The 19,358-nt window shown below is 72.7% G+C and carries 16 protein-coding genes; 8 read left to right on the top strand and 8 right to left on the bottom strand.

What is annotated here, in order from left to right; translation table 11 throughout:
* Nucleotides 1–19 precede the first annotated feature (19 nt).
* Nucleotides 20–976: a GlxA family transcriptional regulator gene (locus ACWDRR_RS22830; RefSeq protein ID WP_449774034.1), complete on the top strand. Its 957-nt coding sequence runs from the start codon at nt 20–22 to the stop codon at nt 974–976.
* 254 nt (nt 977–1,230) lie between these two features.
* On the opposite strand, the gene ACWDRR_RS22835 is transcribed toward ACWDRR_RS22830, so the two are convergent.
* On the bottom strand, nt 1,231–2,226 hold the full coding sequence (locus tag ACWDRR_RS22835) for a 2-hydroxyacid dehydrogenase (protein ID WP_449774035.1): 996 nt from the start codon (nt 2,224–2,226) through the stop codon (nt 1,231–1,233).
* Nucleotides 2,227–2,682: 456 nt separating this feature from the next.
* Here ACWDRR_RS22835 and melC1 point away from each other — a divergent pair, with 456 nt between their 5' ends.
* Nucleotides 2,683–3,087, top strand: coding sequence for an apotyrosinase chaperone MelC1 (gene melC1 / locus ACWDRR_RS22840; RefSeq protein ID WP_449774036.1), 405 nt, complete (start codon nt 2,683–2,685; stop codon nt 3,085–3,087).
* A gap of 56 nt (nt 3,088–3,143) precedes the next feature.
* On the top strand, nt 3,144–3,971 hold the full coding sequence (gene melC2 / locus ACWDRR_RS22845) for a tyrosinase MelC2 (RefSeq protein WP_449774037.1): 828 nt from the start codon (nt 3,144–3,146) through the stop codon (nt 3,969–3,971).
* A gap of 98 nt (nt 3,972–4,069) precedes the next feature.
* On the opposite strand, the gene ACWDRR_RS22850 is transcribed toward melC2, so the two are convergent.
* The 7 genes from ACWDRR_RS22850 to asnB form a co-directional block, all read right to left on the bottom strand.
* On the bottom strand, nt 4,070–5,095 hold the full coding sequence (locus ACWDRR_RS22850) for a 6-phosphofructokinase (protein WP_449774038.1): 1,026 nt from the start codon (nt 5,093–5,095) through the stop codon (nt 4,070–4,072).
* A 351-nt stretch (nt 5,096–5,446) separates the two neighbouring features.
* Nucleotides 5,447–6,175, bottom strand: coding sequence for a type 1 glutamine amidotransferase (locus ACWDRR_RS22855; protein ID WP_449774039.1), 729 nt, complete (start codon nt 6,173–6,175; stop codon nt 5,447–5,449).
* A 43-nt stretch (nt 6,176–6,218) separates the two neighbouring features.
* The gene (locus ACWDRR_RS22860; RefSeq protein WP_360625535.1) at nt 6,219–7,481 is read right to left on the bottom strand and encodes a MurT ligase domain-containing protein; all 1,263 of its coding nucleotides are present in this window, start codon (nt 7,479–7,481) and stop codon (nt 6,219–6,221) included.
* A gap of 389 nt (nt 7,482–7,870) precedes the next feature.
* Nucleotides 7,871–9,286, bottom strand: a complete 1,416-nt coding sequence (locus ACWDRR_RS22865; protein WP_449774040.1) for a GNAT family N-acetyltransferase — start codon at nt 9,284–9,286, stop codon at nt 7,871–7,873.
* Nucleotides 9,287–9,474: 188 nt separating this feature from the next.
* Complete coding sequence (locus ACWDRR_RS22870; protein ID WP_449774041.1) at nt 9,475–10,911, bottom strand: pyridoxal phosphate-dependent decarboxylase family protein; 1,437 nt, start codon at nt 10,909–10,911, stop codon at nt 9,475–9,477.
* 187 nt (nt 10,912–11,098) lie between these two features.
* A complete protein-coding gene (locus tag ACWDRR_RS22875) occupies nt 11,099–12,226 on the bottom strand; it encodes a hypothetical protein (protein ID WP_449774042.1) in 1,128 nt (375 codons plus the stop codon).
* 202 nt (nt 12,227–12,428) lie between these two features.
* Nucleotides 12,429–14,279 carry an asparagine synthase (glutamine-hydrolyzing) gene (gene asnB, locus ACWDRR_RS22880; protein WP_449774090.1) on the bottom strand — a complete coding sequence of 617 codons (1,851 nt, stop codon included), beginning with the start codon at nt 14,277–14,279 and terminating at the stop codon, nt 12,429–12,431.
* 240 nt (nt 14,280–14,519) lie between these two features.
* Here asnB and ACWDRR_RS22885 point away from each other — a divergent pair, with 240 nt between their 5' ends.
* The 5 genes from ACWDRR_RS22885 (at nt 14,520) to ACWDRR_RS22905 (ending at nt 19,354) form a co-directional block, all read left to right on the top strand.
* Entirely contained in the window at nt 14,520–14,804 is a 285-nt protein-coding gene (locus tag ACWDRR_RS22885) for a hypothetical protein (protein ID WP_352294279.1), read from the top strand.
* Between the two features lie 60 nt (nt 14,805–14,864).
* Complete coding sequence (gene glmS / locus ACWDRR_RS22890) at nt 14,865–16,691, top strand: glutamine--fructose-6-phosphate transaminase (isomerizing) (RefSeq protein WP_449774043.1); 1,827 nt, start codon at nt 14,865–14,867, stop codon at nt 16,689–16,691.
* A 208-nt stretch (nt 16,692–16,899) separates the two neighbouring features.
* On the top strand, nt 16,900–18,219 hold the full coding sequence (locus ACWDRR_RS22895) for an aldehyde dehydrogenase family protein (protein WP_449774044.1): 1,320 nt from the start codon (nt 16,900–16,902) through the stop codon (nt 18,217–18,219).
* 299 nt (nt 18,220–18,518) lie between these two features.
* A complete protein-coding gene (locus tag ACWDRR_RS22900; protein ID WP_042388274.1) occupies nt 18,519–18,722 on the top strand; it encodes a cold-shock protein in 204 nt (67 codons plus the stop codon).
* A 269-nt stretch (nt 18,723–18,991) separates the two neighbouring features.
* Complete coding sequence (locus tag ACWDRR_RS22905; protein ID WP_449774045.1) at nt 18,992–19,354, top strand: hypothetical protein; 363 nt, start codon at nt 18,992–18,994, stop codon at nt 19,352–19,354.
* The last annotated feature ends 4 nt before the right edge of the window (nt 19,355–19,358 follow it).

A 19,358-nucleotide genomic window follows, 5' to 3' on the forward strand; every position in this document is an offset into this window, starting at 1 on the left:
TTTCGGGTATCTTCCGGGTATGTCGGTCATCGCCGTCCTCGTGCCCGACGGGCTGCCCGGACACCACCTCACCACCCCGGGACTGGTGTTCGGTACCGCGGCGCGCGAGCACCCGGGCGTGGCCTACGACGTGCGGCTCTGCGCCCCTCCCGGCCCGCTGGGCATCGGCCTGCCGGCGCCGCTGGCCATCGCCGTACCGCACGGCCTCGAAGGCCTCGCCGACGCCGACATCGTGCTGCTTCCCGGCCGCGACGGTGTTCCGCTGGAGCCTCCGCCCGTGGTCCTGGACGCACTGAGGGCCGCCACGGCCCGGGGCAGCCGGATCGGCGCGATCGGCGCCGGGGTGTTCACCCTCGCCGCAACCGGCCTGCTCGACGGCCGGCGCGCCACCACCGGCTGGCGCCACACCGAGGAGCTGGCCCGGCGGTACCCCCGGATCGAGGTCGACCTGGTCGGTGCGGCCGTCGCCGACGGCCCCTTCCTGACCTCTGCCGGGATCTTCGGCGGGATGGACGTGTGCCTGCACCTGCTGGCCGAGGACCACGGCGAGCGGACGGCCGGCGAGACCTCCCGGGAACTCCTCACGCCCCTGCTGCGGCACGCCGACCGCGTCCAGGAGTGCATCGATCGCGAGCTGGCCGACAGCGCGGGCCTCGAACCGACCCTGCGCTGGCTGAAGGCCCGTCTCCACCTCCCGCTGACCCCTACGGACCTCGCCGAGCACGCCGGGATCAGTGTCAGCAGCCTCAACCGCCGCTTCCGCGCCCAGGCCGGCGTCAGCCCACCGCAGTACCTGCTGCGCCTGCGGCTGGATCGGGCCCGCGAACTGCTCACGCAGACCGACGAACCGGTGGAGCGGGTGGCGGCGCTGGCCGGATTCACCTCGGCCGCCAGCCTTCGGCAGCACTTCGCCCGGCTGACCGGCACCACACCGCGCTCCTACCGCGCGCGACACTGGGGGTCAAGGGGTTCTTAGGTGCGAGGCGGGTGCCCGACGCTCTCGGATGCTTCGTGGTCTCGCTGTCCCGTGATGATGGGATTGGCCGCGTTCAGGGGCTGGCGGGGGTGGGTAGTTCGTCCAGGGCGGTCTGCTGCAGCCTGGGTATGACCCGATCTCATGCAAGAGTCCGTGGCGGTCGTTTCCTTGACCTTACGGATTTGGACGAACGCTCTCGGAACCGCGTGCCGCGTGGCCCGTGAGCGCCGGAGCGGTTCCGGTGCGTCGGTGGGTCAGCTTTTCGGGACGAGGGTGTTCTCGCTGCGCCGGCCGGCTTCGAAGTCGTCGATGTTGCGGACGGTGGCGTCGATGATCTGGCCGACGGCGGTGTGGGTGAAGTAGGCCTGGTGGGAGGTGATCAGGACCTGGGGGAAGGTGACGAGGCGGGCGAGGGTGTCGTCGCTGATGCCTTCGACGGAGCGGTCGTAGAAGAAGACGCCGGTCTCCTCCTCGTAGACGTCGAGGCCGACGCCGGACAGGCGCCCGGCGCGCAGGGTCTCGACCAGGGCGGTGGTGTCGACGAGGCCGCCGCGGCTGGAGTTGATCAGGATGGCGTCGTCCTTCATCAGGGCGAGGGCGGCGGCGTCGATCACATGGTGGGTGCCGGGCAGCAGGGGGACGTGCAGGCTGATCAGGTCGCTGCGGGCGAGCAGTTCGGCGCGGTCCACGTAGGTCATGCCGAGGGCGGCGCAGGCGGGGTTCTCGGCGATGTCCCAGCCGAGCAGTTCGGTGCCGAAGCCGTGGGCGATCCGGGCGAAGCACTCGCCGATCTTGCCGGTGCCGAGCACGCCGACGGTCATGCCGTGGATGTCGCGGCCGAGCAGGCCGTCGAGGCGGAAGTCGAACTCGCGCGAGCGGTTGGTGGCGCGGGTGAGCCGGCGGTTCACGGCCAGGGCCAGGGCCCAGGCGTGTTCGGCGACGGCGTAGGGGCTGTAGTGCGAGACCCGGGCGACGGTGAGGCCGAGTTCGGCGGCGGCGTCCAGGTCGATGTTGTTGAAGCCGGTGGAGCGCTGGGCGATCAACTCGGTGCCGCCGGCGGCGAGCAGGCCCAGGGTCCCGGCGTCCAGGACGTCGTTGACGCTGCTGCTGATCGCCCGGTACCCGGCGGCGAGCGGCGCGGTGTCGTGGTTGAGGAAGACCGCCAGGCTCCGCAGCGCGTGCCGCTCGGCGAAGGCCTTCTCCAGCAGGGGCCGCTCATCTTGTTGGACGCCGTAGGCGAGGATCTCCATCCCCGCACGGTACCGAGACGCCCCCGGCCGACCCGGCACGGCGTGCCGACGGGCCGGCAGATGCGCGCACGGTGACCGCACTTCGGCCACCGGCGGCCGGACGGAGGCCGTCGCATCGCGCCATCCTGCCCGGGTGAGGCCGGTCACCGGGGTTGGGTCGGAGGCGAAGGATCTTCGGCGCGGGATCTGCACAGCGTGAAGATCCATCTGCTTCTGACGATCTTTCAGTGGAGAAACGGGAGATCTTCCTGGGGCGTCCGAGGCGTGGTCCATCGGTGGATGGCTGGATCCAGGCCAACCGTACGTACCCCCGCCGATCGGCAGTTCTCTAGGTCGACTTGCCCTGAAAGCATCGAAACAGCGAGAGCGATCATGGAATCGCCTCGCATTAACGTTTCTGCAAGCCTTTCTGAACGGCGCCCCAACACCAGACGGGGTGCTCAAGGGGGTACCACCATGTCCGAAGACACCCATGCCTCGGAGCTGACCCGGCGCCGGATGCTGCAGGGGGCCGCCGTGGCCCTGACCGCAGCCGCCGGCACCGTCGTGCTCGGCGTCGCCGGGCCGACCAGCAAGTCGGCGACGGCTGCCGACCCGGGGGCGTCCGACACCTTCGACGAGGTCTTCCAGGGTCGCCGCATCCAGGGCCGCCCGGTCACCGACGGCAGCAGCCACCACCACGGCGGCGCCGGCTACTCGGTGCGGATCGACGGCGACGAGCTGCACATGATGCGCAACGCCGACGGCACCTGGATCAGCGTCGTCAACCACTACCAGACCTTCGCCACGCCGCGCGCGCTCGCCCGCGCGGCCGTCACCGAGCTGCAGGGCGCCACGCTCGTGCCGATCGTGACCGTCTGAGCCAGGAGTCCGAACACCCGGACCCGGAACACCACTTCACACCCAAGGGGGGACTCATGGCAGTCCGCAAGAACCAGGCGACCCTGACGGCCCAGGAGAAGCGCGCCTTCGTGAACGCCGTGCTCGAACTCAAGCGCAGCGGCGGTTACGACTCCTTCGTCACGACGCACAACAACTTCATCACCAGCGACACCGACAACGGCGAGCGGGTCGGCCACCGTTCGCCGTCCTTCCTGCCCTGGCACCGGCGCTTCCTGCTGCAGTTCGAGGAGGCCCTGCAGGCGATCGACCCGACCGTCACCCTGCCGTACTGGGACTGGACGGCGGACCGCACCACCACCGCCTCGATCTGGGGCGCCGACTTCATGGGCGGCAACGGCCGCAGCAGCGACGGCCAGGTCACCACCGGCCCGTTCGCCTTCTCCGGCGGCAACTGGACGCTGAGCGTGCGGCCGGACAGCCGCAACTTCCTGCGGCGCCAGTTCGGCGTCTCGGTCGCCCAGCTGCCGAGCCGCTCCGAGGCCACCGGCGTGCTCGCCATCGCCGCGTACGACGCCGCGCCCTGGAACAGCGCCTCGGACGGCTTCCGCAACAACCTGGAGGGCTGGCGCGGGGTCAACCTGCACAACCGGGTGCACGTCTGGGTCGGCGGTCACATGACCACCGGCATGTCGCCCAACGACCCGGTGTTCTGGCTGCACCACTGTTTCATCGACAAGCTCTGGTCGGAGTGGCAGAAGCTCCACCCGTCGTCGGGCTACCTGCCGACCGCCGGCACGGCGAACGTGGTCGACCTCAACGAGACCATGAAGCCGTGGAACAACGTCACCCCGGCGGACATGCTCGACCACAGCGCCCGGTACACCTACGACACCGGGTTCTGATCGGACCGACCCCCGGGTTCGGGTCCACCCTCCCAGGCTCCGAACCACCGACGGCCCCCGAGCGCGTGCTCGGGGGCCGTCGGCCGGGGCGGGGTAGGTCAGAGGACCGTCTCCGCCTCCAGGTAGCGCTCCTGCGGCACGGTCTTGAGCTCGGCGACGGCCTCGCCGAGCGGCACCAGGTTGATGTTGGTGCCCTGCAGGGCGGTGATGTGGCCGAAGGCGCCCTTGTGGACGGCTTCCACGGCGTGCCAGCCGAACCGGGTGGCGAGCACCCGGTCGTACGCGGTCGGGGTGCCGCCGCGCTGGGTGTGGCCGAGGATCACCGGGCGGGCCTCCTTGCCGAGCCGGTGCTCCAGCTCGCGGGAGAGCTGGGTGGCGATGCCGGTGAACCGCTCGTGCCCGTAGATGTCCTTGCTGCCCTCTTCCCAGTGCATGGTGCCGGGCTCGGGCTTGGCGCCCTCGGCGCAGACCACGATCGCGAACTTCTTCTGCCGGTCGAACCGCTCGCGGACGACGGCGGTGAGCTTGTCGATGTGGAACGGGCGCTCCGGGACGACGATCGCGTGGGCGCCGGCGGCCATGCCCGCGTTGAGCGCGATCCAGCCGGTGTGCCGGCCCATGACCTCGACGACCATGACCCGCTGGTGCGACTCGGCGGTGGTCTTCAGCCGGTCCAGCGCCTCGGTGGCGACCGAGACGGCGGTGTCGAAGCCGAAGGTGACATCGGTGGCGGCGATGTCGTTGTCGATGGTCTTCGGCACGCCGACGATCGGCAGACCCGCGTCGCTCATCAGCTTGGCGGCCTTGAGGGTGCCCTCGCCGCCGATCGGGATGACGGCGTCCAGACCGAGGTCGGCGCAGTACCGCTTGGCGCGCTCGACCCCGTCCCGCAGGTGGCTCGGCTGCACTCGCGAGGAGCCGAGGATGGTGCCGCCCTGGGCGAGGATGCCGCTCACCGAGTCCAGGGTCAGGGGGCGGTGGACGCCCTCCAGGAAACCGCGCCAGCCGTCCTCGAACCCGATGATCTCGTCGCCGTGGTCGACCACCCCCCGGTGGACCACGGAGCGGATCACCGCATTCAGGCCGGGGCAGTCACCGCCGCTGGTCAGCACTCCAATACGCATTGCTTTGCAACTCCCGAGCAGAACCGAGGAACGGCCGGACTACAGGCTGGGACGACGAACCGTCACCGTAGCGGTCTGGTCCCACACCGTGATGGCGGGGAGATGACCGTGGGGTGAAGGACCGGCCGATCCGGACAGAACGCCCGAAAACGGCCGTGCAGTCGAGCATACGGCTCCTGCGTCCGGCCGGGCAGGAGCCGACGCGGGAGCGGCGCCGTCGGCGCCCCCGCGCGGAAGTGCAGCCTGCTGCCGAGGAGGGTGTGCAGCCGGCAGCCCCATTGTCGTACGTTCCGGCCCGCCTGTGGACCGGGTGACCGCATCGCGGGCACCCGGTCGGAGCGGGCCGGCGTACTACGCGGGGCGCGAAGTGGCCGCGATGCGCTCGGCGCGCAGCGCGTCGTACCAGGTGGTGTCGGCCGGCGGCAGGGCGTTCACGTCCAGCGCCAGCTTGATCAGCATGTCCGCGACCGCGGGGTTGCGGGCCATCACCGGGCCGTGCAGGTACGTCCCGAAGACGGTGTCCCGCCAGGCGCCCTCGGTGCCGTCCCCGGTGCCGTTGCCCCGGCCGGCGGTGACCCTGGCCAGCGGCTGGACGCCCTGGCCGAGGTGGGTGACGCCCTGGTGGTTCTCGAAACCGGTCAGCTGCGGCAGGGCCAGCCGCGGGTCGACGTCGGCGAGCACGTCGCCGACGCAGCGGGCGCCCTCGCCGCGGGTGGTCCAGACGTCGAGCAGGCCGAGGCCCGGCTCGCGCTCGCCGAGGTCGTTGACGAACTCGTGGCCGAGGATCTGGTAGCCGGCGCAGACGGCGAAGATGATCGCGCCGTTCTCGGCGGCCCGGACCAGCCCGCTGTCGCCCCGCAGGCGCTCGGCGGCCAGCCGCTGCGGGCGGTCCTCGCCGCCGCCGATCAGGTAGATGTCGCCGCTGGTGGGCACCGCCTGGTCGGAGCGGACGTCGATCCTGGTCACGTTGAGGTGGCGCTGGCGGGCCCGGCGCTCCACGACCAGGGCGTTGCCCCGGTCGCCGTAGGTGCTGAGCAGGTCGGGGTAGACCCAGACCACGCGCAGGCTGCTCTCACTCATCCTCGAAGGCCTTCCGTCGTGAAGTGGGCTGCTGGGCCGGGCATCAGCCGGCCACGACCTTCCGCAGCTGCTGGAAGGCGGTGTAGTTGGCGATCGCCTCGATCCGGCCGGGCGGGGCCATCCGGACGGCCTGCTCCAGCGAGTCCACCACGTGGAACTGCAGCCCGGCGACCTCCAGGCGGACGGCGAGGTCCAGCTTGCGCTGGCCCATCACGAAGACCGGGTGCCCGGCGAGGCGCTCGTAGTCGACGTCCCAGAGCCAGGAGGTGTCGGTGCCGTCGGCGTCGAGCGCGTTGACGGAGAGGATGACCGGCGCCGGCGGGCCGTCGATCAGCGAGAAGGTCTCCAGCCAGCCGGCCGGGTTCTTGGCCAGCAGCAGCCGGATGTCGCGGCCCTGGTACTGGACCACGTCGTAGCGGCCGGCCACGGCCGTCACCGACTGCATCCGCTCCAGCGCGACCTGCGGGGGGACGCCGAAGACGGCGGCGACGGCGGCGGAGCTGGTGGCGTTGGCCAGGTTGGCGCGGCCGGGCAGCTGGAGCTGGATCGGCCAGGCGCCGCGCTGCGGGTCGATCACGTGGGTGCCCTGGAGCGCCCAGTGCGGGTTGGGGCGCCGGAAGCCGCAGTCCTGGCAGAACCAGTCGTCGCCGGGGCGCTGCATCACGCCGCCGCAGGCGGGGCAGGACCAGGCGTCCTCCTTCCAGGCCTGTCCGGCGGCCACCCAGACCACCTTCTTGCAGGAGGAGGCGGCCCAGGTCACCAGCGGGTCGTCGGCGTTGGCGATGACCACGGCCTCGGTGTCCTGGAGGCCCTCGCGCCACTTCTCGGCCATCATCCGGGTCTCGGCGGCGCGGTCCAGCTGGTCGCGCGAGAGGTTGAGCAGCGCGATCGCCTTGGGGTGGGTGTCGCGGGCGACCCCGGCCAGGTACTTCTCGTCCACCTCGATGACGCCGAAGCGGGCGTCCGAGCCGCCGGCCAGGGCGGAGGTGATGCCGGCCGGCATGTTGGCGCCCAGGGCGTTGGAGACCACCGGGCCGGCGGCGCGCAGCGCCTCGGCGATCAGCCGGGTGGTCGTGGTCTTCCCGTTGGTGGCGCTGACCAGCACCACGTCCAGGTGGTCGGCGAGGGTGGCGAGCAGATCGGGGTCGAGCCTGAGGGCGATCTTGCCGCCGATCACCGAGCCGCTGCCTCGGCCCGCCTTCTGGGAGAGGGCGGCGGCCACCTTGCCGGCCGTGACCGCGATCTTGGCGCGGGCGGGCAGCGAGGCGTCGCGTGCGCCTGTGGGCTCCGATTCGGTGCCTGCCATGCTCAGTGGTTCCTCCTTGCTGCGGCACCGCCCGGGGCCGGATAACAGGCCGTCGGGCGGCGGGGACGGGGCCAGCCTACCGACTCCGCCGCCCGGCTCGACGCTCCGGACCCCGTGCCGCCTGCTGCGACGGCGCCGGCTGCCTCGTCGGCGCCGCCCTGACGTGACGTCAGAACGGGCGGTGTACGGAGGGGCCTTTCACTGCGGGGGACGCCTCTGCCGGGTCCGCCGGTTCCCCCCGGGCCCGGCCGGCCGGTGGGCTCGCGGAGGTGTCCGGCGGGCCTGCCGCCGCCCCCACCGGCCCGTCCGGGCCCGGGAACGCGGCGGTCCGGACGGCGTGATCGCCGTCCGGACCGATCGTGCGGAGTGAGGATGTAGTGAAGAAACGACTACCTGCCCGGCCGGGTGGGCCAGGGGACGGGCAGCTCCTCGGCGGCCTCCGCCAGGTGCGCGGTGATCACCAGGGTGCCCTCCTCGACCTGGTAGTCCAGCGGCGCGGCCAGCTTGCGCATGGTGGCGATCAGCCCGGTGTTGGAGGAGTTGGTGACCGCGTACACGGTCTCCACCCCGGCCTCCAGCGCCAGCGCGGCCATCCGCCGCATCAGGTCGAGCCCCAGCCCGCGCCGCTGCCAGTCGTCCTCGACCAGCACCGCGACCTCGGCGCTGTCGTCGTCCCACATCAGGTGGCCGAGGGCGACGATCCGCCCGTCGGCGGCCTCGACCGCGAGGGTCTGGCCGTGCCGGGCGTCCAGCAGGTGGTCCAGGTAGCGGTCGGCGTCCCGGACCGGGCCGTGGTAGCGCTTGCGCAGGGTCTCCGGGGAGCAGCGGTGGTGCATGGCCAGCGCCGCCTCGTGGTCGCCCGCGTCCGCGCGCCGGACGGTCAGGTCCGCCCCGGCGGGCAGCCGCAGCCGGGCCCGGACGTCCGGCACCCGGGGGCCGAGCAGGGTGTCCAGCTCCACCAGGGCCTGCGCCCGGGCGAACTCGGTCGGGGTGAACGGCAGGTGCGGGCGGCTGAGCTCGATGAGGTCGCCGGAGGGCACCGGCAGCCGCATCACGTGCCCGTCCACCCCGCCGCCGCGCCGGCCCGCGCCCGGGTACTGCCGGATGGCGCACTGCCCGAACAGCCGGCGCAGCGCGATCGGCAGCTCGGCGGCGTCCAGGGCGGTACGGGTGGCCAGCGCGAGGACGTGGGTGGGGACGTCCACCAGGTCGTGCGCGTCGGCCGGGTCGCTCCAGATGTCGTGCCCGCCGGCCCCCGCCACCAGGGCGGCCAGATCGGCCCGGGTGAGCGTGTGCGGCGCGCGGACGAAGAACTCGTCGACGGTGCCGTCCGGCAGCGGGTGGGACTGCATCGAGATGATGTTGACCTGCCGCTCGGCGAAGGCCGTGCAGACCCGGGCCAGGCTGCCGGGGGAGTCCTGCACCGTGGTGCGGACCCGCCAGAGCGTGGTCTGCTCGAAGGCGTCCAGCGGCCCCTTCGGTCCGTCCGGCCCGGGTGCGGCCGGGGGCGCCGGAACGTCCGGGGCCGGCGGGCCGTGCAGATGGTGCCGGTGTGACCACCAGGTGTGGAACAGGGCCGTGGCGAGCAGGGTCACCGCGGACGCGGCGAGCACCACCGGGCCCTCCGGGCCGTGGACGACGATCTTGGCCACCAGGTCGGCGGCGGTCACGGAGAGGAAGACCGCGGCGAGTTCCACGGTGTCGCGGCGCCAGCGGTGGGTTCTGGCGCCGCGCCGTTGGGCACGGGAGGGGGTCGGCGAGTGGTCGGTGCGGTCGGTCGTCGTCAGAGGCTCCGTGTGCTCCATGCCATCAATCTGCCGCTTTGGTGTTTCGCGATCACGAATCCCCCGTGACCTGCCGGTAAATGTCGGTGAATCTGCCCACCCGCCTCCGGGCGCCCGGACCCGGTGCCGATGCTCGTCGCCCCGTCGCGTTCTTCGGTTCGGGCACGATTCCCGCCCGCCGCCGGACGGCCTTCGGCCCGGGGTTTCGGCTACGGGGCCGCGTCGGCGAGCAGTTCGGCCGCGGCCGACTTCACCTCGGCGATCAGCAGGGCGAGATCGGCCTCCGTGGTGGCGGCGTTGAGGAGACAGGCGCGGAGCATCTCGTGGCCGCCGAGCCGGGCGCCGGTGACGAAGACCCGGCCGCGCCGCTGCACCGCCGTCGGCAGCTCCCGGTTGAGCGCGTCCAGCGCCGCCGCGTCCAGGCCGGCGGCGCGGTGGCGGAACGCCACGATCGAGGTCTGCACCTCGGCCAGCAGCTCCAACTCGTCGTCCGTCTCGACGAGCTCCCCGAGGTGGCGGGCCAGCTCGGTGCACCGGGCGATGTCCCGGGCGATGCCGTCGCGGCCCCGGTGGGTGATGGTGGCCCACACCTTGAGGGCGCGGAACGGGCGGGTCTGCTCGGTGCCGTACTCGGAGAACCAGCCGAGCGCCCCGGCCGCCTCGTCGCGCAGGTAGGACGGCACCAGGCTGAAGGTGGCGCGCAGTTCCTCGGTGTCGCGCACCAGCGCGCAGCCGCAGTCCACCGGGACGCCGAGCCACTTGTGCGGGTCGAGGGCGAGCGAGTCGGCCCGCTCCAGCCCGGCGTAGCGGTGGGCGATCAGCGGGTCCAGCACGCCGAAGGCCCCGTAGGCGCCGTCCACGTGCAGCCAGAGGCGCTGCTCGGCGCAGACGTCGGCGATCGGTCCGAAGGCGTCCACGGCGCCGGTGCCGACCGTGCCGGCGGAGGCGACCACCAGGAACGGCAGCAGCCCGGCGGCCCGGTCCCGCTCGATCGCGGCCCGCAGGGTGGCCGGGTCGAGCCGGCCGTCGGGGCCGGTGGGGACGGTGCGCAGGTGCCGGCTGCCGAGGCCGAGCAGTTCGGCGGCCTTGCGCACGCAGGAGTGCGTCTCGCCGGTGACGTACCCGACCAGCGGCGGCATCCCGGCCAGGCCGTCCTCGCGGACGTCCCACCCGGCCGCGCGGGCGGCCCGGTTGCGGGCGGCGGCCAGGCAGACGATGGTCGCCATCGAGGTGCCCGAGGTGAGCAGGCCGCCGCCGGCCGGGTGGGGGAAGCCGACCAGCTCGGCGATCCAGCGGACCACGGCCCGCTCCAGGTGGACGTCGGCGTGGTCGCCGCCGGCCGAGCTGGGGTTCATCGCGGAGGCGGCGAGGGTGGCGAGGACGCCGGCCGGTGCGGGGGCGGAGTTCACCCAGCCGAAGAACCGCGGGTTGCCGTTGCCCATCGGGTGGGGCAGCACGTCCGTGCCGATGGTGGCGAGCAGCTCGGTGAGCGGGCGGCCGGCCGCGGGCAGCGGCGCGTCCAGCAGGGTCTGCCGGGCGGCGTCGTCCATCGGCTGCCAGACCGGGCGGTCGGGCAGCTCGGCGAGGTAGTCGCCGACCAGGTCGGCGGCGGCGTGCGCGGCGGCGCGGAAGTCGTCGGAGGTCACGGCGGGCTCCAGGTGGTGCAGGGCCTGGTGGCGCGGCGTCCTCGGCGCACCCGGTTCGCCCCGATCCTACGAAAGCGGGCCCGCGCCGTGCGGCGCGGGCCCGTTCCTCGGGACGGTCGCCGGTCCGGGGCGGCCGTGAATCCGGGACGGCCGTCGGTCCGGGGGAGCCGTCCGTGCGGGGCGGCCGTCAGTCCAGGGAGGCGGAGAGCCCGCCGGCCGAGCGGCAGTAGCCCTGCATCTCCTTGTTCGTGATCTTGGCGCAGAGCCGGCCGGCCGCGCCGCCGTCCGTGTAGTTGACCGTGTAGTAGCTGACCAGGCCCTCGGCGCAGGCCTTGCGCTGCCAGCCGTCGGCGGCGGTCGCGCACTGCTGGGCGGCCCAGTCCTCGCGGTCCAGGTTGTACTTCATGGTCCGGGAGCCGACGCCGCGGCTGCAGTCCACCGCGCCGCCGCTCGCCTTGCCGTTCAGGCACCACTTCAGCGCCTCGCCGTACACCTCGGGGTGGTTCGGGTAGTCGTGCGAGGAGAGGAAGAAGGTCGGCGCGTAGAAGTAGCAGGCGGACTGGAAGAGGGCCGGCTGGTCCTTGCACGGGTAGAGCGGGTCCTGGGCGAGCTTGTCGGCGGGCAGGTTCGCCTTCGCCTTCTCGTCCTCCTCGTCCGGGCCGAAGAGCTGCATGAACAGGCCCTCCGAGCAGCGGATCCGGTTCTGGTCGGTGGTGAACTTGTTGCACAGCTCGCGGGCCTTGGCCACGTCCTGCTTGGCGACGAACATCGTGCCGTGGCCGACGCCGTGGATGCAGGGCCCGCTGTTCTTGGGCGCGCAGAGCTTCAGCAGGTCCACCTCGGGCTGGGCGGAGGCGTTCAGCATCTCCTCGACCGCGCCGTGCAGGTAGCCGGCCGCGCAGGTCTCGTGCGGGAAGGAGATGACCTTCTGGAAGTCGGCGTTGTAGCGCTTGACCGCCTCGTGCCCGAGCTCGTGCGCGATCGGGTGGCAGAACCGCACGGTGTACGGCAGCTGCTTGGTGATCCGGTCGAGGTCGGCCAGTGCGACGCCCGGGTCGGAGGCCTGCATCTCGGTCATCATCTTGTTGCGCAGCGTCGAGCGGGTCCACACGGCCGGGTCGCCGGTCGGGGTGGCGCTCGCGCCGGCCGGCGTCGCGCCGCCCGCGGGAGGTGCGCCCGAGCCCGCCGTACCGGCCACCGCCGGGGCGGTCGCCGAGCTGCTCGTCGCGGGCGTCCAGTCGGTGACGGCCACCGACCCGAGGCCCAGGACTCCCAGCAGGAGCGCGGTGAGAATCGCGAATGCTCGCGGCTGCATGACGGAGATCCCCCGGCGGATCGAGGTGGACGGTTCGCTCCCCATCCTGACGGCACGGGGGCGGGAATCCGCGTTTTCGGCCGCCATTCGGGAGGTGTCGGCGACGCTATCGCACGCCGTACCCGCTCAACGAAGCGGGATGGCCGGGGGTCACCACCCGGACGGCGGTACCCGGCCGCCGCCGTCCGGAGGTGACGGACGTTCACAGCTCCAGCGACACCCGGTACTCCGTCAGCCAGGCGTTGAGGTCCAGCGCCAGGTCGGTGCCGAGCCGCACGGACTGCGGATCGGTGTCCGGGGCGAGCGCGTCGGTGAGCGCCCGGCGGTCCAGCAGGCCCAGGACGGGGGCGCCCGGGTCGGCGGCGAGCTCGGCGAGCTCGGCCCGCAGCAGCGCCGGGTAGCGCGGGTCCTGGACGACGGGGTACGGGGCCTTCGCCCGTTCGGCGATCCCGGCCGGCAGCAGGTCGCGGACGGCGGCCCGCAGCAGGCTCTTCTCCCGGCCGTCGAAGCTCTTCATCGCCCAGGGGGTGTTGAAGACGTACTGCACCAGCCGGTGGTCGCAGAACGGCACCCGGACCTCCAGGCCGTTGGCCATGCTCATCCGGTCCTTGCGGTCCAGCAGGATGCAGACGAAGCGGGTGAGGTTCAGGTAGGAGATCTCGCGCATCCGCCGCTCGACCGGGTCGGCGTCGGGCAGGTGCGGGACTTCGGCCAGTGCCTCGCGGTAGCGGGCCCGCCGGTACTCGTGCAGGTCGAGCTTGCCGATCAGGCCCCGGTCCAGCAGCTGCTCGCGGGGGCCGGTGCCGGTGCCGCCGAGCTGGGTGACCGCGCCCACCCACGGGAAGTCGTCGGCGGCGACGAGCTCCGGGTCGTGGTACCAGCGGTAGCCGCCGAACAGCTCGTCGGCGGACTCGCCGGACAGCGCCACCGTGGACTCCTCGCGCACGCCCCGGAAGAGCAGCAGCAGCGAGACGTCCATGTCGCCGAAGCCGCCCGGGGCGTCCCGGGCCCGCAGCACGGCGGCGCGCTGCGCCGGGTCGGTGAGCGCGGCGGCGGACAGCTCGATGACGCTGTGGTCGGCACCGACGTGCCGGGCCAGCATCCGGGCGTACGGGCCGTCCGGGGTGGAACGGACCTCGTCGGCCCGGAAGTGCTCGCTCTGGCCGGTGAAGTCGAGGGCGAAGGAGCGCACCGGGCCGGCGCCGGCCGTGCGCAGGGCCCGGGCGGCGATGGCGGTGACGGCGCTGGAGTCGAGCCCGCCGGAGAGCAGCGAGCAGAGCGGCACGTCCGCCTCCAGCTGGCGGTGGACGATGTCCTCCAGCAGGGCGCGGACGGTGGCGACGGTGGTGTCCAGGCTGTGGGTGTGCTCGCGCGCCTCCAGCGCCCAGTACCGCCGCTCCGAGACGCCCTGGCGGCGCACCCGGACCAGGTGGCCGGGCCGCACCTCGGCGATGCCCCGGTAGACGGTGCGCCCGGGGGTCCTGGTGACGGCGAGCATTTCGCGCAGCCCGTCCAGGTCGACCACCGGCCGGACGTCCGGGTGGGCCAGGACGGCCTTCGCCTCGGAGCCGAAGACCACGCCGTGCGGCGTCAGGTGGTAGTGCAGCGGTTTGACGCCCATCCGGTCGCGGACCAGCAGCAGCTCCTCGCTGCGGGAGTCCCAGAGGGCGAAGGCGAACATGCCGTTCAGCCGCTCGGCCAGGCCCTCGCCCCACTCCAGGTAGGCGTGCAGCACCACCTCGGTGTCGCTGCGGGTGCGGAACCGGTGGCCGGCCGCCTCCAGTTCGGCGCGCAGTTCGCGGTGGTTGTAGACCTCGCCGCTGTAGGTGAGGGCGGCGAGCACCCGGCCGTCGTGCTCGGCGGTCATGGGCTGGGCGCCGCCCTCGGGGTCGATCACGGCGAGGCGGCGGTGGCCGAGCGCGGCGTGCCGCTCCAGGTGGGCCCCGCCGGCGTCCGGACCGCGGCAGAGCTGGGTCCGCGTCATCGCGTCGAGCACTGGACGCCGCGCGGTGAGGTCGCGCTCGAAGTCGATCCATCCGGTGATCCCGCACATCAGCAAGCCTCCGGTTCCTCCGCTGCGCATCTCCGATGCGTATGCGGAGCATCACGCTACGTGGCGAACGGGTGAGGCGACAAGGGTGTGTCGACGGGGTGGCGGACCGGCGCCGGGCCCGGGTGGCGGCCCGCCACGGTGGCCGCCCGGCGCGCTCCCTGGGCCGAATGTCGCAGGACCTGCCCGAAATCGGGCAGGATCTTTGATATTGGCGCCGGCTCCGGCCTAGGCTCCCGAGTCGTGTCCAGCTCACCCGGCTCCTCGCACCCTCACGAAGACCTGCTCGCCCACCTCACCCGGACCAGCCCGCTCGGGCCCCGCGAGGCGGCGCGGGTGGTGGCGGAGGTGCTGGCGTACTTCTCCGAGACGACCGAGGAGTACGTCCGCCGCCGCCACGGCGAGCTGCAGGCACGCGGCCTGACCAACGAGAAGATCTTCGCCCGGCTGGCCGAGGAACTGCCCGCCCGACGCGTCGCGGCGCCCGGGCTCTCGGCCCGCCAGCTGCGCCGGATCGTCTACGGCTGACCGCCGGCGCCCCCTCCCGTCGAGTCGCCCCTCGCCCTCCCCGTTAAGGAGTCCACCCAGATGTGCGGAATCGTGGCCTACATCGGCCCCAAGGACGCGACCCCCTTCCTGCTGGAGGGCCTGGCCCGGCTGGAGTACCGCGGCTACGACTCGGCCGGCGTGGCCGTCACCGGGCGCACCGGCGGCCTCAAGGTCCGCAAGGTCAAGGGCCGGGTGGCCGACCTCGCCGCGGTCGTGCCCGCCCGGTTCAAGGGCGGCACCGGCATCGGGCACACCCGCTGGGCCACCCACGGCGTGCCCAGTGACGCCAACGCCCACCCGCACCTGGACAACGCCGAGCGCATCGCCGTCGTCCACAACGGCATCATCGAGAACGCCGACGAGCTGCGGGCCAAGCTGGCCGCCGACGGCGCCGTCTTCCGTTCCGAGACCGACACCGAGGTGCTCGCCCACCTGATCGCCGCGCACGCCGCGGAGGGCGCGGAGCTGGAGGACGCGGTGCGCGCCGCGCTCGGCAAGGTGGTCGGCACCTACGGCATCGCCGTGCTCGACGCCGAGCAGCCCGACCGGATCGTGGTCGCCCGCAACGGCAGCCCGATCGTGCTCGGCATCGGCGAGAAGGAGATGTTCGCCGCCTCCGACGTCTCCGCCCTCGTCCGCTACACCCGCCAGGTCGTCCACCTGGAGGACGGCGAGCTGGCCACCGTCCGCGCCGACGGCTTCCGCACCTTCACCGAGGACGCCCGCACCACCCACCGCCAGCCGTCCACCGTGGACTGGGAGATCGACTCCTACGACACCGGCGGCTACGAGCACTTCCTGCTCAAGGAGATCAACGAGCAGCCCGGCTCGGTCGAGCGGACCCTCAGCGGCCGGCTGGACGAGCGGTTCGCCACCGCCCACCTCGGCGGTCTCAACCTGGACGCCCGCGAGCTGCGCGAGATCCGCCGGGTCAAGATCCTCGGCTGCGGCTCGGCCTACTACGCCGGCGAGATGGGCGCCCAGCTGATCGAGGAGCTGTCCCGCATCCCCGCCCACAGCGAGCCCGCCTCGGAGTTCCGCTACCGCAACCCGGTGATCGAGGCGGACACCCTCTACGTGGCGGTCAGCCAGTCCGGCGAGACCTACGACACGCTCGCCGCCGTCCAGGAGATCAAGCGCAAGGGCGGGCGGGTGCTCGGCGTGGTCAACACCGTCGGCAGCGCCATCGCGCGCGAGTGCGACGGCGGCATCTACCTGCACGCCGGACCGGAGATCTCGGTCGCCTCCACCAAGGCCTTCACCTCGACGGTGGTCGCCTTCGCGCTGCTCGCCCTGCACTTCGGCCGCATCCACGACCTCTCGCCCGCCGACGGCCGCCGGATCGTGGCCGGCCTGAAGGCGCTGCCGGACCAGATCCGGGAGATCCTCGCGCAGGGCGAGGAGATCGCCGAGCTCGCGGCCGGGTACGCCGAGTCCGAGGGCATGATGTTCATCGGCCGGGTCCGCGGCTATCCGGTGGCCCGCGAGGGTGCGCAGAAGCTCAAGGAGATCTCCTACGTCCACGCCGAGGCCTACCCCGCGAGCGAGCTGAAGCACGGCCCGCTCGCGCTGATCAGCCCCGAGCTGCCGACCGTCGCGCTGGTGCCGGACGACGAGCTGCTGGACAAGAACCTCACCACCCTCGGCGAGATCAAGGCCCGCTCCGGGCGCGTGCTGGCGGTCGCCCACCGCCGGCCCGAGGCCAAGCTCGCCGACCACTGCATCCTGGTGCCCAAGAGCGAGCCGGAGCTGGACCCGCTGCTCCTCAACATCCCGCTCCAGCTGCTGGCCTACTACGCGGCCGTGGCCCTGAAGCGCGACGTCGACAAGCCGCGCAACCTGGCGAAGAGCGTGACGGTCGAGTAGCGGCCGGGGCCGCGCGGAGCCGGCCGCCCGGGTGCGCCGGTGCGCCCCGGGCGGCCGTCGCCGTTCCGGCGGCCCCTCCGCGGCGGGGCGGACCGGGCGTTCGGGCCCGGAGATGATTGACTTTGCCAACCATCTCGGCCTACTGTCGACAGAAGCTTGATGTTGTCAACTATCGAGCGCTTCAAAATTTCCTGTCGGGAGTACTGTCATGAAGGCCTTCACCGATTCCGATCCCGCCGCGGTCGTCGCCGGGCTGCGCGCCGCCTTCGCCGGCGGCCGGACCCGCCCGGTCGCCTGGCGCCGGGAGCAGCTCGGCGCCCTGCGCGCGCTGCTCACCGAGCAGAGCGAGGAGCTCCTCGCGGCGCTCCGCGCCGACCTCGGCAAGGGCCCCGCCGAGGCGTACCGCACGGAGATCGCCTTCACCCTCAACGAGCTCGACCACACCGTCCGGCACCTGGACGAGTGGCTGAGCCCGCGGCCGGCCGACGTCCCCGAGGCGTTCCGGCCGGCCACCGCCCGGGTGATCCGGGAGCCGCTGGGCGTGGTGCTCGTGATCGCGCCCTGGAACTACCCGCTCCAGCTGGCCCTCGCCCCGGTGGTGGGCGCGCTGGCGGCCGGCAACGCCGTCCTGGTGAAGCCCAGCGAGCTGGCCCCCACGACGTCCGCGGCGCTGGCCCGGCTGGTCCCGCGCTACCTGGACCCGCAGGCCGTCGCCGTCGTCGAGGGCGCGGTGCCCGAGACCACCGCCCTGCTGGAGCAGCGCTTCGACCACATCTTCTACACCGGCAACGGCGCGGTCGGCCGGATCGTGATGACCGCCGCCGCCCGCCACCTGACCCCGGTGACCCTGGAGCTGGGCGGCAAGAGCCCGGTGGTCGTCGACCCGGGCACCGACCTGCGGGTGACGGCGCAGCGGCTGGCCGCCGGCAAGTTCCTCAACGCCGGCCAGACCTGTGTGGCCCCCGACTACGTCCTCGCCGTCGGCGGTACCGGTCCGGCCCTGACCGAGCACCTGGCCGAGGCCGTCCGCGCGCTCTACGGCGAGGACGCGGCCGCCCACCCCGAGTACGGCCGGATCGTCAACACCCGCCACTTCGACCGGCTCGCCGCCCTGCTCGGCGACGGCCGCGTGGTCACCGGCGGCGGCCACGACCGCGCCACCCGCTTCATCGAGCCCACCGTGCTGGCCGAGGTGGACCCGGACGCGCCGGTGATGCGCGAGGAGATCTTCGGCCCGGTGCTGCCGGTGCTGGAGGTGGCCGACCTGGACGCGGCGATCGCGTTCATCACCGACCGGGAGAAGCCGCTCGCCCTCTACGCCTTCACGGAGTCGGAGACGACCAAGCGCCGGCTCGCCGAGGAGACCTCCTCCGGCGCCCTGGTCTTCGGCCTGCCGGTGTCTCATCTGGCGGTGCCGGAGCTGCCGTTCGGCGGCGTCGGGGAGAGCGGTATGGGCAACTACCACGGCGAGTACTCGCTGGCGACGTTCAGCCACACCAAGGCGGTCCTCGACAAGCCGCTGGGCTGATCCCGGCGCCCGGTGCGGGTGCGGCCCTTCCGGGGCGGCGCCCGCACCTCGCGCGCATCCGCGGCCCCGGCGCGGCGGGCCGCGAAGGCGCGCGGAAAAGAACGCCGTTTCGCGTCGGCACCTGCTACAGTCGATGTCAGTTGCAGTTTTGGTTCCCATGAACTTTGTGTGCGCCTGCCGGTTGTAACCGCTGGCGCATTTTTGTTTGTCCGGGATTTTCCTCGGGTGGGCCTCATCGCGGCGACGCGGGACTTCGCGAGGTGCGAAGCTCCGGAATTGCCCTTTCAAGGAGAATTTTTATGGCTAATGGCACTGTGAAGTGGTTCAACGCGGAGAAGGGCTTCGGCTTCATCGAGCAGGAGGGTGGCGGCCCGGACGTCTTCGCCCACTACTCGAACATCAACGCCCAGGGCTTCCGTGAGCTGCTCGAGGGCCAGAAGGTCGAGTTCGACGTCACGCAGGGCCAGAAGGGCCCGCAGGCGGAGAACATTCGCCCCCTGTAGTACGAACCGCTGCCCGGCCTCGGCCGATCAGCACGGGCCTGCACTGCGCTTCACGCGCGGTGCAGGCCTTTCGGCGTCTCCGGGCCCTTCGGCGTCTCCGGCTCCTTCGGTGGGTCCGGCCCGTTCGGCGTCTCCGGCTCCTTCGGTGGGTCCGGCCCCTTCGACGGGTCCGGGCGGGCCCGCGCGGCGCACGGCGCCGGGGCCGGCCGGGACGAAGCGGCAGGCCCGGGACCCTGCCTCAGCCGGGCCCGGTCCGTTAGCCTGGCGGTATGCCGAACCCGGATCCGTTGCTCATCAGTATCACCACGATGGTGGAGTCGACGGGCAGTAATCAGATGCCGATCACCGTGGTCGTCCCCGGCGCGGTCATCACCGGGCGGCTCGCCGCCGAGACCGTCTGGCGCGAACGGGTCGCCGAAGTGCTGGAAGCGTCCGACCACCTCAAACCGTTCGCGCCGCTCTTCGCCGACGAGGTGGTCCCGGCCGACGCCCCGGTGACCCACCTGCACCTGCACCTCGCCAAGATCCTGCAGGGCAGCTTCGGCCTCCCGCACACCGGCGGGATGTACCGCATCGCCATCGAGGACGTCAGCAGCTGGACCCTGGGGGACCTCAGCTACTCGGACCAGTGACCGG

It is taken from the genome of Kitasatospora sp. NPDC003701 (assembly GCF_053587085.1).